Source organism: Halochromatium sp., assembly GCF_054919635.1.
On the sequence record NZ_JBUDPI010000053.1, the window covers coordinates 1 to 14,929 of the forward strand.

A 14,929-nucleotide genomic window follows, 5' to 3' on the forward strand; every position below is an offset into this window, starting at 1 on the left:
GGGTTATCCAGAGCACTTCAATCATGCAAGAAGGGTCATTGAGGAGCGCCTAGGCTGCCGCGCGGTCACTCAGCCGCTCGCGCTTGAGGCACTGCTTGCCGCAGGTCATCAACCTGGTGCCTATTCCACCAAGCTGGACGAGCAGCTCGTCCCTGATCAACGGGCCGATCTTGCAACCAAGCAGATCTTGCGCGGGCTGCTCAGCACCCTCGAGGCCAATATCGAAGGCGCTCGACGGAACCTCGATAGTGAATTCCTTCACGACTTACGGGTGGCGACCCGGCGCACACGTTCAGCGTTGAGCCAGATCAAGCAAGTCTTTCCCGAGGACATCGTCGACGATTTCAAGCAGCGTTTCGCCTGGCTGCAGCAGGTGACCGGGCCGGTGCGCGATCTTGATGTCTATCTGCTCGACTTTCCACAGATGGAGCAACGCCTGCCGCCGGTCTTGCGCAAGGAGTTGCGGCCTCTGCATGAGCAGCTGTTACGTCAGCATGCCGAGGCCCAGCGCCAGCTCGCGAGCGAGCTCGGCTCGCCGCCGTTTCGCGAGCTATTGCAGGACTGGCGCAGCTTTCTCGATGCGGATGTCCTCGCTGCTGAAGCCTCTGTGGGCGGATTCGACGCACAGCCGCTGCCACTCGCGAGAAAGGCCGAGCTGCCGATCAAGCAGGTCGCTGATCAGCGCATTCGCAGGATGCTCAAGCGGGTGCGTACCGAAGGTCGGGCTATCACCGAGGAGTCACCGCCGGAGGAGCTCCACGAGCTGCGCAAGAGCTGCAAGAAGCTTCGTTACCTGATGGAGTTCTTCCAGAGCCTCTACCCCAAGGAGCGGATACGAGAGCAGATCAAGCAGACCAAGCTGTTGCTCGATAATCTTGGGCGATTCCAGGACACTGCGGTGCAGGCTCAGCACTTGCGTGAGCATGCCGAGTCGAGTGCCGGGGAGAACGGGCTCCCTCCCGCAACCTTGCTGGCGATGGGCGCTCTGATCTATCAGCTGCTGGATGATCAGCTGCGCGCTCGCGCGGCCTTTGGCGAGGTCTTCGCGGTCTTTGACAGCACGGAGAATGCGGAACGTTTCAAGGCGCTGCTCGCCGCGCCGGCGCGGCAACAACCAAAGGACGGGCGCAACCCGGGCTCCATCAGCGGTGACGCGAGCAGCGAGGCCAGTATCCAGTCTGGCACCCAGTTTGGCGCCATGCCCGGCACTGAGTCTGGCGCCGGGCTTGAGCCCCATCCGGCGCCTACAGGTAGCGCTGATGGCGCTCTCAGCCCGCGACGATGAAGACGCTGGCGGTCTACAGCATCAAGGGCGGGGTCGGCAAGACCACGGTTGCCGCAAATCTGGCCTTCCTGGCAGCGTCCGAGGGGCGTCGTACCCTGGTTTGGGATCTTGATCCGCAAGGTGCTGCGAGCTTCTTCTTCCGCATCAAGCCCAAGGTAAAGGGGGGGAGCAAGGCGCTGCTGAGCCGACGTCATGCAATCGATGCAGCGATCAAGGGGACCGATTTCGAGCACCTAGATCTGCTGCCGGCGGATTTTTCCTATCGACACCTGGACCTGAGGCTGAGCAACAGCGACAAGCCAAGACGCCAGCTACAGCGCCTGCTGAGCCCCCTACAGGGTGATTACGATCTGCTTTTGCTCGATTGCCCACCGAGCATCTCGACGCTGTCCGAGAATGTCTTTGCCGTCGCCGATGCGCTCTTGGTGCCATTGATCCCGACCACGCTCTCGATCCGCACCCTAGAGCAGCTCGACGCCTTCCTGCGCGATCAGATGCCGAAGCGCGCGCCGCAGCTATTGCCCTTCTTTTCGATGGTGGATCAGACCAAGGCCCTGCATCGCAGCATCATGCAGGGCGCACCCGAGCATGAGCTGCAGATCCTGAGGTCATGGATCCCAGAGAGTGCCGAGGTCGAGCGCATGGGCCTGCATCGGATGCCGATTACTGCCTATGCGGCGAGCGATATGGCCGCCGCTTGCTATCGCGCGCTTTGGCGCGAGGTCAAGCAAGCATTGGACGATCACTGATCTCCAAGCAGTCGGCGCAAGATGTCGCTGTAGATTGCTGAGAGCTGATCCAGCTCCTCGACGCCGACGCATTCATCGACCTTATGGATGCTGGCGTTGATCGGACCGAGCTCGACGACCTGAGCGCCGGTTGGGGCGATGAAGCGGCCGTCCGAGGTACCGCCGATGGTCGAGAGCTGGGTTGGCTCGCCGGTGACCGCAAGGATCGCGGCTTGGGTGGCTTCGACCAGGGCGCCCGCTGGGGTCAGAAAGGGGTGACCGGAGACGCGCCAGTCGATCTGATGGTCGAGACCGTGGCGATCGAGCAGGGCATGGATACGCCGTTGGATTGCCTCCGGCGTCTGCTCGGTCGAGTAGCGCAGGTTGAACAGCACCTCCAGCTCGCCGGGGATGACGTTATCGGCACCGGTGCCGGCATGGATGTTCGATATCTGAAAGCTGGTTGGCGGGAAGTGATCGTTACCCTCGTCCCAACGCTCGCCACAGAGCTCGGCCAAGGCCGGTGCGGCACGATGCACAGGGTTATCGGCAAGCTTGGGATAGGCGACATGACCCTGCTTGCCGCGGATGCGGAGCCGGCCGCCGAGGCTGCCGCGACGGCCATTCTTGATCACATCGCCAAGCCGTTGATGGCTTGATGGCTCACCGACCAGTGCAAAGTCGATGCGCTCGTCGCGCGCCGAGAGCGTCTCGATGACGCGGCGCGTGCCGTCGATTGAGGGGCCCTCTTCGTCGCTGGTGATCAAGAACGCGATCGAGCTTTGGTGCTCTGGCTGCTCGGCGATGAAACGCTCGGTCGCCGTGATCATGGCCGCGAGCGAGCCTTTCATGTCGCAGGCACCGCGGCCATAGAGCAGACCGTCGCGGATCTCTGGCTGGAACGGATCGGAGGTCCAGTCTGCGAGCGGCCCTGGCGGGACCACGTCGGTATGACCTGCAAAACAGAACAGCGGTCCCTCGCTGCCACGGCGTGCCCAGAGGTTGTCGACCTCACCAAAACGCATCGGCTCGATGGTGAACCCAAGCGCTGCCAGCCGCTCGGCCATCAAGGGTTGGCAACCGGCGTCTTCAGGGGTGACCGAGCGGCGGCCGATCAGGTCCAACGCGAGCTCAAGGGTCGGCGAGGTTGCTGCGTTTGAGGACATCATGGTGCTGACCAAGCGAGCTGAGGCGAGACAAAAAGACGGTTGGGCTCCCGGCGGGGCATGCGCTTAGATATCGCGCAGCAGCTCGTTGATGCCCACCTTGCCGCGGGTCTTCTCATCGACCTGCTTGATGATGACTGCGCAGTAGAGGCTGTGGCTGCCGTCCTTCGCCGGTAGGTTGCCCGGTACCACGACCGCACCAGCTGGGACCCGGCCGTAGGTGATCTCGCCGGTCTCGCGGTGGTAGATCTTGGTGCTCTGGCCGATGTAAACGCCCATCGAGATCACGGCACCCTGCTCGACGATGACGCCTTCGACGATCTCCGAGCGTGCGCCGATGAAGCAATCGTCTTCGATGATGGTTGGCGCGGCCTGGATCGGCTCGAGCACGCCGCCGATGCCGACACCACCGGACAGATGCACGTTCTTGCCGATCTGCGCGCAGGAGCCGACCGGGGCCCAGGTGTCGACCATGGTGCCGGAGTCGACATAGGCGCCGATGTTGACGTAAGAGGGCATCAGCACGCAGCTCGGCGCGATATAGGAGCCACGCCGGGCGGTGGCCGGCGGGACCACGCGCACCCCGCCATCACGGAAATCCTTCGAGCTCATGTCGGCGAACTTCGATGGTACCTTGTCGTAGTAATTGGTGAAGCCGCCTTTGATGAACTGGTTGTCTTCGATCCGGAACGAGAGCAGCACCGCTTTCTTGATCCAGTCATTGACCACCCAGTCGCCGTCATGAGGCTGGGCGACGCGCAGCTCGCCTCGGTCGAGGCGCTCAATGGTCTCCATGACCGCATCGCGCACCCGGGTCTCGACCGTGCGCGGGGTGATCTCGGCGCGGTGCTCGAAGGCCTGCTCGATGATGGCTTGCTGCTCGCTGTGTTGATCTGACATTGGGGCTCCGTGGCATTTGCTCGAGGAAATAGGTTGAGTAAGGTTGTCGTCAGGCAGGTGCTTATAATCGCTCGCAGACCGCTCGGATGCGCTGTGCGGCATCGATGCAATCGTCGAGCGGTGGCACCAGCGCAATGCGGATGTGGTTCAGGCCCGGGTCGTCTTGCTCCCCGGCGCGCGAGAGGAAGCTCCCGGGCAGGACGCGCAGGTTCTGCTCGGCGAGCAGACGGCGGGCGAAGTCGGTATCTGCGATCGGCGTGCGTGGCCAGAGATAGAAGCCGGCTCTCGGTCGGCTCAGCTCGAGTACGCCGTCCAGGATGGCGAGCACGGCGGCAAACTTCTCCCGGTATAGGCGTCGGTTCTCGATCACATGGGCCTCGTCCTGCCAGGCCAGCAGGCTCGCCTGCTGATGCTGTAGCGGCATCGCACAGCCGTGGTAGGTGCGGTAGCGAAAGAACGGCTCGATCACCTGCGCGTCGCCAGCGACAAAGCCAGAGCGCAGCCCGGGTGCATTCGAGCGCTTCGACAGGCTATGAAAACAGACGCAACGGCGGTAGTCATCAAGACCTAGCGCGGCAGCGGCCTGGAGCAGACCTGGCGGCGGGCTAGCCTCATCCAAATAGAGCTCGGCGTAGCATTCGTCGGAGGCGATAATGAAATCGTATTTCTGCGCCAGCTCGATCAGCTGCATCAGCTGGCCCTGGTCCATCACCGCTCCAGTCGGGTTGCCCGGTGAGCAGATGTAGATGAGTTGACAGCGCTCCCAAACGGCTTCTGGGACCTGAGCGAGATCGGGTAGCCACTGCGTGTCCTGGCTGCAGGGCATCAGATAGGTTTTGGCTCCAGCGAGCAGCGCTGCCCCTTCGTAGATCTGATAGAACGGATTCGGCATGAGGACCAGCGCGTCCTCGCGTGGGTCGATCACGGCTTGGGCGAAGGCGAACAGGGCCTCACGGGTGCCATTGACGGGCAGGACCTGGGTCTGCGGATCGATCCCGCTCGCACCGAGCTTGAAGCGGTGACCGAGCCAGTCTGCAATCGCTTGGCGAAGCTCAGGCAGCCCGCGTGTGCTGGGATAATTCGAGAGCTGGTGGACATGGGCGACCAGCGCGTTGGCGATGAACGATGGCGTTGCGTGCTTGGGCTCGCCGATCGACAGCGCGATCGCCGGGATCTCGGCTGGAGGCTCGATATCGCGCATCAGCGCCGCCAACTTCTCGAACGGGTAAGGTTGTAGGCGGCCGAGGTTTGGATTCATTGCAGCGAAGGGGTGAAGCGGCGAGTCTTGAGCCGTAGACCCGTTGTAAGCGGGCGTTGTGAAGCGGCCTTGTGAAGCGAGGCCCGAGACCTAATCCCCCAGTATAGGCCAGGAGGCTGATCCGCTCCACCCAAGCGGCCGGTCTGTGAGGCCGATGAAAACGCCAGCCAATCACCTTGGTCCGAAGCGATTCGGGGAGCAACGATTTGATGCATCAGATACAGGCGATCCATCATGTCAGTCTGATCGTGGCTGACACCGAGCGAGCGCTTCGCTTTTATCGCGATCTACTCGGCCTGGAGGTTGATCCTGGCCGGCCGGATCTCGGGTTTCCCGGCGCCTGGCTGCGTATCGGCAGTCAGCAGATTCACTTGCTCGAGCTAGCCAACCCGGATCCGGTCAACGCGCGACCGGCTCATGGTGGACGCGATCGGCATCTTGCGGCCTTGGTGAGCGATCTGGATGCTGTTGCTGCGGCGCTCGACGCTGCCCAGGTGCCCTATACATTGAGTCGCTCCGGCCGTCGGGCCCTGTTTACCCGCGATCCGGATGCCAATGCGCTCGAGCTGATCGAGCAGGGCTAGCCAGTCACCCTGGTCGATCACCAGCCGCGGTAGTACCAGAGGTTATTCCAGTCCGACGGGGCTTGACTGTCTGTGCTGTCGGTTGGCTGCTGCTCGCCGTGCTCTGGTTGCTGTGGATCAAGGCTACCGCCGGCCAAGGGGTCGAGCTTCGGCCTCAGCGGTGGCCTGGGCGCCAAAGGGCTGATCCAGGGGCCGCGATTGAGGTAGAGGAGACGCTCGCTTTCGATCAGATCGCGCATCTCTTCTTGCCGTCGACGAATCAGCTCCTTGCGCTCATCGCGCTTGGCCGTTCCGATTGGATCCAAGGCCTCGAGTCGCGCCTTATGGGCGGCGCGGCGCTGCTCGCGCAGCGCGCGACGTTGCGCCCGCACCTCTTCGAGCCAGCGCGGGACCTGCGATTGCGAGCCGCTTGGTTCCAAGCGGCGTGGCTCCATGACCAAGCCCGGAGCCGGCATCGGGACCGGCTGCCCGAGCGCAGGCGCGGTGCGCCCACGATAGGGGGGGCTCTTTGGCGTTTCCTGAGCCTGGCTGCCGGTCCTGGGATGGGCCGAGGCCTGGCTATGCGCAGGCTGCTCAACCTGCGGCACCTCTTCGCGCTGATCCCCAAGCCCCGCAGCGCCGATCTCAGCAATCATGAGCGGAGCGATCATCAGCATCATTAACGGACGTATGATCGACATGACCATTCCGAGCAAAGCCTCTCCGAGGAATCGAGCTGGGACGCGTCTATCTTAATTCAAGCCTAATACAAGAGTAAGGCCGGCCGTCAGCGACCTTGGGCCCGGTCGAGACGGTCATGGATCTCGCGGCGCAGGCAGCTCAGGGTTTGTCCGCAGCGCACCGGCGCCCCATCCAGGGTGGCGATGAAGAAGACGTCTTCCACTTCTGCCCCGACGGTGGCGATCTTGGCCCCCTGCACCTGGATATCGCAGTTCTCGAAGACGGTGCCGATCTCAGCAAGCAAGCCAGGCCGATCGCGCGTGGTCAGGTGCATCAGTGTGCGTTGATTCGTCGCGTCCTCGGTAAAACTGATCCGTGTCTCGATTGGGAAGTAGCGCAGCTGCCGTGGCAGTCGGCGATTCACGCGCAGGTCGGTCGTGGGCCACTGCTGCAGCTCGTGGCGCAGCGCACTGGCTAGCTCGTCGCTCGGCTCGCCTTCGTCGAGGGGCTCGTGATCGCGGGTCAGCACCTGAAAGACATTCAGCGCGATACCGTCGTCGGTGGTCATGATGCGGGCATTGACGATGTCCAGATTGCGTTGGTCGAGCACCGCTGTGATCTGCACAAAGAGGCCTTCGCGATCCCGGGTGTAGATGAAGATCTCGGTGCAGCCGCGACTTGGCAGCCGGCGCAGACTGACCACCGGGAGATCGTCTGCGCTTGCCTCGAGGATGCGCTTGGTTTGTGAGGCGATCTCCTCAGGCTGGCTCGGAGCGAAGAAGTCGACCGACAAACGGAACCAGAGGTTGCGGCAATCCTCGGCTTCGATGCCTTGACGCGCGAGGATGCGCATGGCCTCGGTCTGCTTTTGCTCGATCAGCACGTCCTGCGCCTGGGGGTTATCCAGTCCACGGTCGAGGCAATGTCGTGCCGCTTGATAGAGCTCCCTTAGGAGCGCGTCTTTCCAGCTGGACCAGCGCTTCGGATTGGTGCCCCGGACATCGGCAACGGTCAGTAGGTAGAGATAGTCCAGCCGGTTGATATCACCGACCTGCGCGGCGAAGGCTTGGATGACGGCTGGGTCCGAGATGTCCTTGCGCTGCGCCGTCACCGACATCAACAGGTGATGCTCGACCAGCCAGGCGACGAGCCGGCTGTCGAATTCGCTCAGATAGTGCAGCTGGCAGAAGTCCCAGGCATCATGCGCTCCAAGCAGCGAATGATCGCCGCCACGGCCTTTGCCAATGTCGTGAAACAGGCCAGCGAGATAGAGGATCTCGAGCTTTGGGACGCGCCGCGCCAGAGCGCTGCAGAGCGGGAGCTCATTGTCGTACTCAGGGACCGAGAAGCGGCGCAGGTTGCGCAGCACGCGCAGGCTGTGCTCGTCGACAGTGTAGACATGGAATAGATCGTACTGCATGCGCCCGACGATATTGGCGAACGCAGGGATATAGGTGGCGAGCACGCCGTAGCGGTTCATCCGCCGCAACGTCTGGGTGACCCCGCTTGGGTGGCGCAGGATCTCCATGAACAGGCTGCGCGCGCGGACGTCTTCGCGGAAGGCGTCGTCGATCCGATAGCGGTTCTCGCGGATCAGACGAATGGTTGAGGCCCGGACCCCGCGCAGGTTTGGCCGCAATTGCAGCAGATGGAAGACCTCGAGGAGTGCGATGGGTCGCTGCTTGAACACCTGCTCATGGGTGACTTCGAGATAACCGCTGCGGCTCTGGAAGCGACGATTGATCGGCTCCGGCGGGCCAATGCGATCGTGCAGTAGGATGGCCTCGCGGAACAGCTGCAGCAGCATCTCGTTGAGCCGGTTCAGCTCCATCACCGTGCGATAGTACTGCTGCATGAACTGCTCTACAGCGAGATTGTCGCTGTGATCGCTGTAGCCGAACTGGTCGGCGAGGGTGCGTTGGTAGTCGAACAGCAGCCGGTCTTCGTGGCGGCCTGTGAGTCGATGCAGTGCAAAGCGAATGCGCCAAAGCAAGGCGCGGCCTTCGATCAATGCCAGATGCTCGCTCTCGGTCAAGAAGCCGTGCTCGACGAGCTCATGCAACGAATCTGACTCAAAATGACGCTTGGTCACCCAGGAGATCATCTGGATGTCGCGCAGGCCACCGGGATTCTCCTTGATATTGGGCTCAAGGTTGTAGGCGGTCTCGCCATAGCGCTGCCAACGCTTGTGCTGCTCGGCGATCTTGGCCTCGAAGAAACGGTCGGTGGGCCAGAGCTTATCGGGCGCGATCGCCGTTTGCAGCTGGTCGAAGAGCGCGCCGCGACCCGTGATGAAACGAGCCTCGATCAGGTTGCTGATCACGGTTAGGTCATCGGCCGCGGCTGCGGCGCATTCCGCCAGGGTGCGTACTGAATGGCCGAGCTCGACACCGATGTCCCAGAGAAAGGTCACGAGCTCGGTGAGCGGACCTTGCAGGGAGTCGAGCTGTTGTGCGTCGACCAAGATCAGGAGGTCGATGTCTGAGGCTGGATGCAGCTCGGCACGCCCGTAGCCACCGACCGCAATCAGAGCGCCGGCGTTGGGGTCCGGCATCAACCGCCGCCAAACACAGCACAGCACCATGTCGATCAGATCGGACCGCGCGGTCAGCAATTGGCCGACCGGGACCCCTCGCTCGTAGCCTGCGAACAGGCGCTCGCGGCTGTCTTTGATGACCTGTCGAAAGCCTTTCAGTGCGGCTTCATCCTTGGCTCCGCACAGCTCGGCCTCGCGCTCGAGCAGGCCAGGGCCGAGTGTATCCTCGGTTCTCACCCGGCGCCTGCGCGTAGCCGAACAGGCTCAGCGAGGCCCTCGGCCGGTCGAGCGATCTGTTCCTGATCCTGGTCCGCGTCTTGGTTAGAGTCCTGGCTTTGATCGGCAATGCCGGCGCGTTCTTCGTCGCGCAGCGTGAGCACCTCGCGGCCATCGTCGGTGATCAAGATCGTATGCTCCCACTGCGCCGACAGGGCGCGATCCTTAGTGACGACGGTCCAACCGTCTGGCAGCAGCTTGACGAAGCGTTTGCCGGCATTGACCATCGGCTCGATGGTGAAGCACATGCCGGGCTGCAGTCTGAGCCCATCACCCGGCTTGCCGTAATGAAGGACCTGCGGCTCCTCGTGAAACTCGCGGCCGATGCCGTGGCCGCAATACTCACGCACCACCGAGAATCTATGCTTCTCGACAAAGGTCTGAATGGCATGGCCAATGTCGCCGAGCGTTGCGCCCGGGCCTGCTGCGGCAATGCCAATGCGCATGGCCTGTTGGGTGATCTCGACCAGCCGCCGTGCGAGCACCGTTGGCTCGCCGACGAAGAACATCTTGCTGGTGTCGCCGTGGTAACCGTCCTTGATCACCGTGATATCGATGTTGACGATGTCACCCTTCTTCAGGCGCTTGTTGCCCGGAATGCCGTGGCAGACCTGGTTGTTCACCGAGGTGCAGATCGAGCGCGGGAAGCCACGATAGTTGAGTGGGGCGGGGATGGCGTCGAGCTCGTTGACGATGAACTCGTGGCACATCCGGTCGAGCTCGCCGGTTGTCACACCAGGGACGACCTGCGCTTCGATCATCTCGAGCACTGACGCCGCGAGTCGGCCAGCAACCCGCATCTTTTCAATTTCCTCAGCGCTTTTGATAGCAACACTCATAAGAGTTACGGGTCCCGAAGCTGCGATGCATAGACGAGGTCGAGGGCGGCAATGGCGGCGCACGAAGGAACTGACACTGAACAGCCGCACGACGCTGCCGCGGTTTGCGACGATCGAACCCGCCATGTTATAAGACGCGGCGGAGTCGGGCAAACAGCCTCAGCCCCAGACTCCGCGCTCCCATCTTAAGAGATGTCGTTGCCGGCACCGAAGGTCAAGGGCGAAGGCGAAGCCGAGTCCACACCCAAGCGCGCGGCAAGGTTGCCGTCGAGTTTTAGGTGCCGGCTTCGGTCATGCCCCCGTTGGTCCAGGCCCTGTATGGGCTGCTATCGGGTGAAGGTCAGGCCAGTGCTGAGCTCCAGTCCGGACCTCGGCCGCGCAGCGTCCGGTTCATCTCGGGGCAGGCGAGGTCCTGTCGCGATGGTGGCCACGACGGTGAGTACTTGACTGAGGCTAATCACACCAATGCTTCCAGCGCTGGATGTTGCCTGGTGAGCAGAATACGCCACACACGTGCCGACACATGATTCTGGGTGCCTCGCGAGGGGTTGCGTCATGGGGTGCGTGGAGGTCCAACCCAAACCAAGAGTAGAGTCATGAGCGACGTATCAATGCGGCAGATGCTGCAGGCTGGTGTCCATTTCGGCCATCAAACCCGTTACTGGAACCCGAAGATGGCAGCCTATATCTTCGGCCAGCGGAACAAGATCCATATCGTCAATCTCGAGCGAACGTTGCCGCTTTACCAGGAAGCGATGAGCTATCTCGGCAAGCTCGCTGCAAACGGCGGCAAGATCCTCTTCGTTGGCACCAAGCGCGCCGCACAGGATGCCATCCGCGAGGAGGCAACGCGCTGCAACATGCCCTACGTGAATCATCGTTGGCTCGGCGGCATGCTGACCAACTTCAAGACCGTCAAGCAGTCGATCGCGCGGCTCAAAGAGCTCGAGACGATGTTCGAGGACGGGAGTATCGAGCGCTTCGGTAAAAAGGAGCAGCTGACGCTGCGGCGCGAGCTCGACAAGCTCGAGCTCAGCCTGGGTGGTATCAAGAACATGGGCGGCCTGCCGGACGCGCTGTTCGTGGTCGATGTCGGCCATGAGAAGATTGCCGTGAACGAGGCCAACAAGCTGGGCGTTCCAGTGGTCGGCGTCGTCGACACCAATAACGATCCGAGCCGCGTCGATTACGTGATCCCAGGCAACGATGACGCCATCCGCGCGGTGCGGCTCTATATCGAGGGCGCCGCTTCGGCCATCCTCGATGGTCGCCAGACCGCAGCGGCCATGGCCGGCGGACGCGATCTACCCGAGGAGCCTGAGGTGGCGACTGCCGGCTGAGGGAGCACGCTGAAGTAAGCACATCGTGTGCGGCGCTCGCGCTGAGCGCCGCGACGGTTTCGAATCCAATCTGATTTTCTGGAGTGACTCATGGCGATTTCAGCCGCACTGGTCAAGGAGCTGCGCGAACGCACCGGCGCTGGCATGATGGAATGCAAGAAGGCCCTGGTGGAAACGAATGGCGACATCGATGCTGCCATCGAGGCGATGCGTAAATCGGGGCAGGCCAAGGCAGCCAAGAAGGCCGGGCGTGTCGCCGCCGATGGTGTCGTGGAGCTTCGCATCGCCGAGGACGGCGGCGCAGCCGTGGTGGTCGAGGTCAATAGCGAGACAGATTTTGTGGCGAAAGACGAGAATTTCGCCGGATTCGCAGCCGCGGTTGCCGATACGGCACTTGTGAGCGGTGTCAGCGATGAGGTGGCGCTCGCTACACAACCCCTGGCGAGTGATGCTGGACAGACCGTCGACGAGGCGCGACAGGCACTGATCGCGAAGATCGGCGAGAATGTCGCCGTGCGCCGCCTCAAGCGCTTCGATAGCCCCGAGGGCAGGCTCTACAGCTACCGGCATGGGGTGCGTATCGCCGTGCTGGTCGAGATGACGGGTGGTGACGAGGCCTTGGGCCGGGATATCGCGATGCACATTGCTGCATCGAGCCCGATCTGCGTCGCGGCGGACGATGTGCCAGCGGAAGCGCTCGCCAAGGAGCGCGAGATCTTCGCGGCCCAGGCACTCGAGAGTGGCAAGCCGGCCAACATCATCGATAAGATTACTGAGGGTCGGATGCGAAAGTACCTTGAAGAGGTGACCCTGCTTGGTCAGGCCTTCGTTAAGGACCCCGATACCCAGGTTGGCGATCTGCTCAAGGCGCGCGGCGCTGAGATCAAGCGGTTCGTTCGCATGGAGGTTGGTGAAGGTGTCGAGAAGAAGGTCGAGAACTTCGCCGACGAGGTGAAGGCCCAAGCCGGTGCCCAAGCCGGCTAGGCCGAGGTCTAGCTGCTAACCCCTGACGCAGGATTGGATCGTGTCGCAACCCCCTTATCGGCGTATTCTCCTGAAGCTGAGCGGCGAGGCGCTGCTTGGTGACGAGGCCTGCGGCATCGATCCGACGCTGTTGGGGCGTCTCGCTGAGGACGTTGCCGGATTAGCACGCCAAGGGCTGCAGCTCGCGCTGGTTATCGGCGGCGGCAACATCTTCCGCGGCGCGGCACTGGCCGCGGAAGGGATGGATCGTGTCACCGGCGATCACATGGGGATGCTGGCGACGGTGATGAACGCGCTCGCGATGCAGGATGCGCTCGAGCGTCGCTCGGTGCCGACTCGGGTCATGTCGGCGCTGAAGGTCAATCAGGTCTGTGAAGACTACATCCGCCGGCGGGCCCTGCGGCATCTCGATAAGGGCCGTGTGACCATCTTTGCTGCCGGAACCGGCAATCCGTTCTTTACCACTGACTCGGCGGCAAGTCTGCGTGCGGTTGAGATCGGCGCCGATCTGCTGGTGAAGGCGACCAAGGTCGACGGGGTGTTCTCGGACGACCCGTTGACGAACCCGGACGCCAGGTTCTATAAGCGCTTGACCTATGATCAGGCCATCGCTGAACGGCTGAAGGTGATGGATACCACGGCCATCGTGCTCTGCCGCGACAATCGGATTCCGCTGCGCATCTTGAACATTTACGAGGCCGGCGCGCTTGCCCGAGTGGCGGCGGGCGAGGACATTGGCTCGCTGGTGGTGACTGGAAACGAACAATGATCGACGACATCAAGAAAGACGCAGCCGATCGGATGTCCAAGAGCGCTGAGGCACTGCGCCACGAGCTCGCCAAGATCCGGACCGGACGTGCCCATCCGTCGCTGCTTGACCACCTTAAGGTGAGCTACTACGGCTCCGAGGTGCCGATCAATCAGGTCGCGAACGTCGCTGTCGAGGATGCACGCACCCTGACCGTGACACCTTGGGAGCGAAACATGGTCCAGGCCGTCGAGAAGGCCATCATCCAGTCTGATCTCGGGGTCAATCCAAACACGGCTGGCACGGTGATCCGTGTGCCCATGCCGGCCCTGACCGAAGAGCGTCGCCGCGACCTACAGCGCATCGCTCGGCAAGAGGCAGAGCAGGCGCGTGTTGCGGTGCGTAACATCCGCCGCGACGCGAATCATGAGCTCAAAGAACTGGTCAAAGAGAAGCTTATCTCCGAAGACGATGAGCGCCGAGGCCAGGAGATTGTGCAGAAGCTGACCGATCAGTTCGTCAAAGAGGTTGAGCAAATCCTGGACGAAAAGGAGCAAGACCTGATGGCGATCTGAAGGTGGTGCTGGTTGTTGCTACCGCTGCTGTCTTGCTGTCTTGAAAAGCTCGCTGATTGTTGATGCTCCCAGCGCCCGTCGTCGACCACGAAGGAGCCCCGTTCAAGGTGCCCACTCATGTTGCCATCATCATGGACGGTAACGGGCGCTGGGCGCGCCAACGGGGGCTGCCCAGGACTCAGGGCCATCGTGCTGGCGCCAAGAGCGTTCGCGCCGTGGTTGAGCAGGGCCTGCGCAGCGGCGTGCAGATCCTGACGCTGTTTGCATTTAGCAGCGAAAACTGGCGCCGGCCTCGAGCCGAAGTGAACACCTTGCTCGAGCTCTTCATGAGCACGCTGAAGGCAGAGGTGAGCCGCCTCGCCGAGCACGGCGTGAGGCTTCGTTTCATTGGTGATCTGTCCGCGTTCTCGATCAAGCTGCAACGCCAGCTTGCTGCGGCGGAGGCGGCGACCCGGGATGGTGATGCGATGCTGCTGCAGGTTGCTGCGAACTATGGCGGTCGTTGGGACATCACGCAATCGGTGCGGGCGTTGTCGCAGGAGGTTGCCGCCGGGCGGCTCGATCCCGAGGCAATCGATGAGTCGGTCATTGCCTCTCGCCTCTGCACGGCCGGACAGCCAGAGCCTGATCTCTTCATCCGTACCGGCGGCGAGAAGCGCATCAGTAACTTTCTGTTATGGCAGTGCGCCTATGCAGAGCTCTACTTCTCGGATCTGATGTGGCCTGAGTTTGATGCCGATGCCCTGGTTACTGCGCTCAAGGACTTTGGGCGCCGTCAACGACGATTCGGGCTCACGAGCGAGCAGGTGACCGAGTTGGCTGCAGTCTATGGCGCCTGATCGCGCCGGTGGCTGGACGCCTGCCTTGCGGGCTCGGGTGCTGACGGCCGGCCTATTGGCACCGCTCGTCATGATCGGCGTGCTGCTGTTGCCCACGCTCTGGCTAGCGCTACTGATGGCCGGGTTCGTCGCGATGGCGGCTTGGGAATGGGCAGGCTTGGCTGGCTTTGATGCGCGCCTGGCACGTCTGATGTTCGTCGTGCTCGTCCTG

14 protein-coding genes and 1 pseudogene are annotated in these 14,929 nt (G+C 62.4%); 9 read left to right on the forward strand and 6 right to left on the reverse strand.

What is annotated here, in order from left to right; all coding sequences use genetic code 11:
• On the forward strand, positions 1-1,285 hold a 1,285-nt coding region (locus ACY693_RS05300; RefSeq protein ID WP_462320788.1), incomplete at its 5' end, for a CHAD domain-containing protein.
• Positions 1,282-2,034: a ParA family protein gene (locus ACY693_RS05305; RefSeq protein ID WP_462320789.1), complete on the forward strand. Its 753-nt coding sequence runs from the start codon at positions 1,282-1,284 to the stop codon at positions 2,032-2,034. The genes ACY693_RS05300 and ACY693_RS05305, both read left to right, overlap by 4 nt.
• Here the strand turns inward: ACY693_RS05305 and dapE are convergent.
• The 3 genes from dapE to dapC form a co-directional block, all read right to left on the reverse strand.
• Positions 2,028-3,179, reverse strand: coding sequence for a succinyl-diaminopimelate desuccinylase (gene dapE, locus ACY693_RS05310; protein ID WP_462320790.1), 1,152 nt, complete (start codon positions 3,177-3,179; stop codon positions 2,028-2,030). The genes ACY693_RS05305 and dapE overlap by 7 nt on opposite strands.
• Positions 3,180-3,245: 66 nt before the next feature.
• On the reverse strand, positions 3,246-4,079 hold the full coding sequence (dapD, locus tag ACY693_RS05315; RefSeq protein ID WP_462320791.1) for a 2,3,4,5-tetrahydropyridine-2,6-dicarboxylate N-succinyltransferase: 834 nt from the start codon (positions 4,077-4,079) through the stop codon (positions 3,246-3,248).
• Positions 4,080-4,140: 61 nt separating this feature from the next.
• Entirely contained in the window at positions 4,141-5,337 is a 1,197-nt protein-coding gene (dapC, locus tag ACY693_RS05320; protein WP_462320792.1) for a succinyldiaminopimelate transaminase, read from the reverse strand.
• 209 nt (positions 5,338-5,546) lie between these two features.
• Between dapC and ACY693_RS05325 the strand changes: the two genes are divergently transcribed.
• On the forward strand, positions 5,547-5,921 hold the full coding sequence (locus tag ACY693_RS05325; RefSeq protein ID WP_462320793.1) for a VOC family protein: 375 nt from the start codon (positions 5,547-5,549) through the stop codon (positions 5,919-5,921).
• Positions 5,922-5,938: 17 nt separating this feature from the next.
• Here ACY693_RS05325 and ACY693_RS05330 read toward each other — a convergent pair whose 3' ends face one another.
• From ACY693_RS05330 to map, 3 genes are all read right to left on the reverse strand, one after another.
• Complete coding sequence (locus tag ACY693_RS05330) at positions 5,939-6,601, reverse strand: hypothetical protein (RefSeq protein WP_462320794.1); 663 nt, start codon at positions 6,599-6,601, stop codon at positions 5,939-5,941.
• 86 nt (positions 6,602-6,687) lie between these two features.
• Positions 6,688-9,354 carry a [protein-PII] uridylyltransferase gene (gene glnD / locus ACY693_RS05335; RefSeq protein ID WP_462320795.1) on the reverse strand — a complete coding sequence of 889 codons (2,667 nt, stop codon included), beginning with the start codon at positions 9,352-9,354 and terminating at the stop codon, positions 6,688-6,690.
• Positions 9,351-10,232, reverse strand: coding sequence for a type I methionyl aminopeptidase (gene map, locus ACY693_RS05340; protein WP_462320796.1), 882 nt, complete (start codon positions 10,230-10,232; stop codon positions 9,351-9,353). The genes glnD and map overlap by 4 nt, the downstream gene beginning before the upstream one ends.
• A 611-nt stretch (positions 10,233-10,843) precedes the next feature.
• On the opposite strand from map, the gene rpsB reads away from it, so the two are divergent.
• From rpsB to ACY693_RS05370, 6 genes and pseudogenes are all read left to right on the forward strand, one after another.
• Complete coding sequence (gene rpsB / locus ACY693_RS05345; RefSeq protein ID WP_462320800.1) at positions 10,844-11,572, forward strand: 30S ribosomal protein S2; 729 nt, start codon at positions 10,844-10,846, stop codon at positions 11,570-11,572.
• A gap of 90 nt (positions 11,573-11,662) precedes the next feature.
• The gene (gene tsf, locus ACY693_RS05350) at positions 11,663-12,556 is read left to right on the forward strand and encodes a translation elongation factor Ts (protein ID WP_462320797.1); all 894 of its coding nucleotides are present in this window, start codon (positions 11,663-11,665) and stop codon (positions 12,554-12,556) included.
• Between the two features lie 22 nt (positions 12,557-12,578).
• Positions 12,579-13,325: a UMP kinase gene (gene pyrH / locus ACY693_RS05355; protein WP_462320801.1), complete on the forward strand. Its 747-nt coding sequence runs from the start codon at positions 12,579-12,581 to the stop codon at positions 13,323-13,325.
• On the forward strand, positions 13,322-13,879 hold the full coding sequence (frr, locus tag ACY693_RS05360) for a ribosome recycling factor (protein WP_462320798.1): 558 nt from the start codon (positions 13,322-13,324) through the stop codon (positions 13,877-13,879). The genes pyrH and frr overlap by 4 nt, the downstream gene beginning before the upstream one ends.
• 107 nt (positions 13,880-13,986) lie before the next feature.
• The gene (uppS, locus tag ACY693_RS05365; protein WP_462320799.1) at positions 13,987-14,718 is read left to right on the forward strand and encodes a polyprenyl diphosphate synthase; all 732 of its coding nucleotides are present in this window, start codon (positions 13,987-13,989) and stop codon (positions 14,716-14,718) included.
• Positions 14,708-14,929, forward strand: a pseudogene (locus tag ACY693_RS05370) (phosphatidate cytidylyltransferase); the annotation flags it as partial. The gene uppS and the pseudogene ACY693_RS05370, both read left to right, overlap by 11 nt.

Coding starts and splice junctions, on each gene's coding strand:
- ACY693_RS05305 (WP_462320789.1), top strand. CDS start 1,282: ATGAAGACGCTGGCGGTCTACAGCATCAAGGGCGGGGTCGGCAAGACC.
- dapE (WP_462320790.1), bottom strand. CDS start 3,179: ATGTCCTCAAACGCAGCAACCTCGCCGACCCTTGAGCTCGCGTTGGAC.
- dapD (WP_462320791.1), bottom strand. CDS start 4,079: ATGTCAGATCAACACAGCGAGCAGCAAGCCATCATCGAGCAGGCCTTC.
- dapC (WP_462320792.1), bottom strand. CDS start 5,337: ATGAATCCAAACCTCGGCCGCCTACAACCTTACCCGTTCGAGAAGTTG.
- ACY693_RS05325 (WP_462320793.1), top strand. CDS start 5,547: ATGCATCAGATACAGGCGATCCATCATGTCAGTCTGATCGTGGCTGAC.
- ACY693_RS05330 (WP_462320794.1), bottom strand. CDS start 6,601: ATGTCGATCATACGTCCGTTAATGATGCTGATGATCGCTCCGCTCATG.
- map (WP_462320796.1), bottom strand. CDS start 10,232: ATGAGTGTTGCTATCAAAAGCGCTGAGGAAATTGAAAAGATGCGGGTT.
- rpsB (WP_462320800.1), top strand. CDS start 10,844: ATGCGGCAGATGCTGCAGGCTGGTGTCCATTTCGGCCATCAAACCCGT.
- tsf (WP_462320797.1), top strand. CDS start 11,663: ATGGCGATTTCAGCCGCACTGGTCAAGGAGCTGCGCGAACGCACCGGC.
- frr (WP_462320798.1), top strand. CDS start 13,322: ATGATCGACGACATCAAGAAAGACGCAGCCGATCGGATGTCCAAGAGC.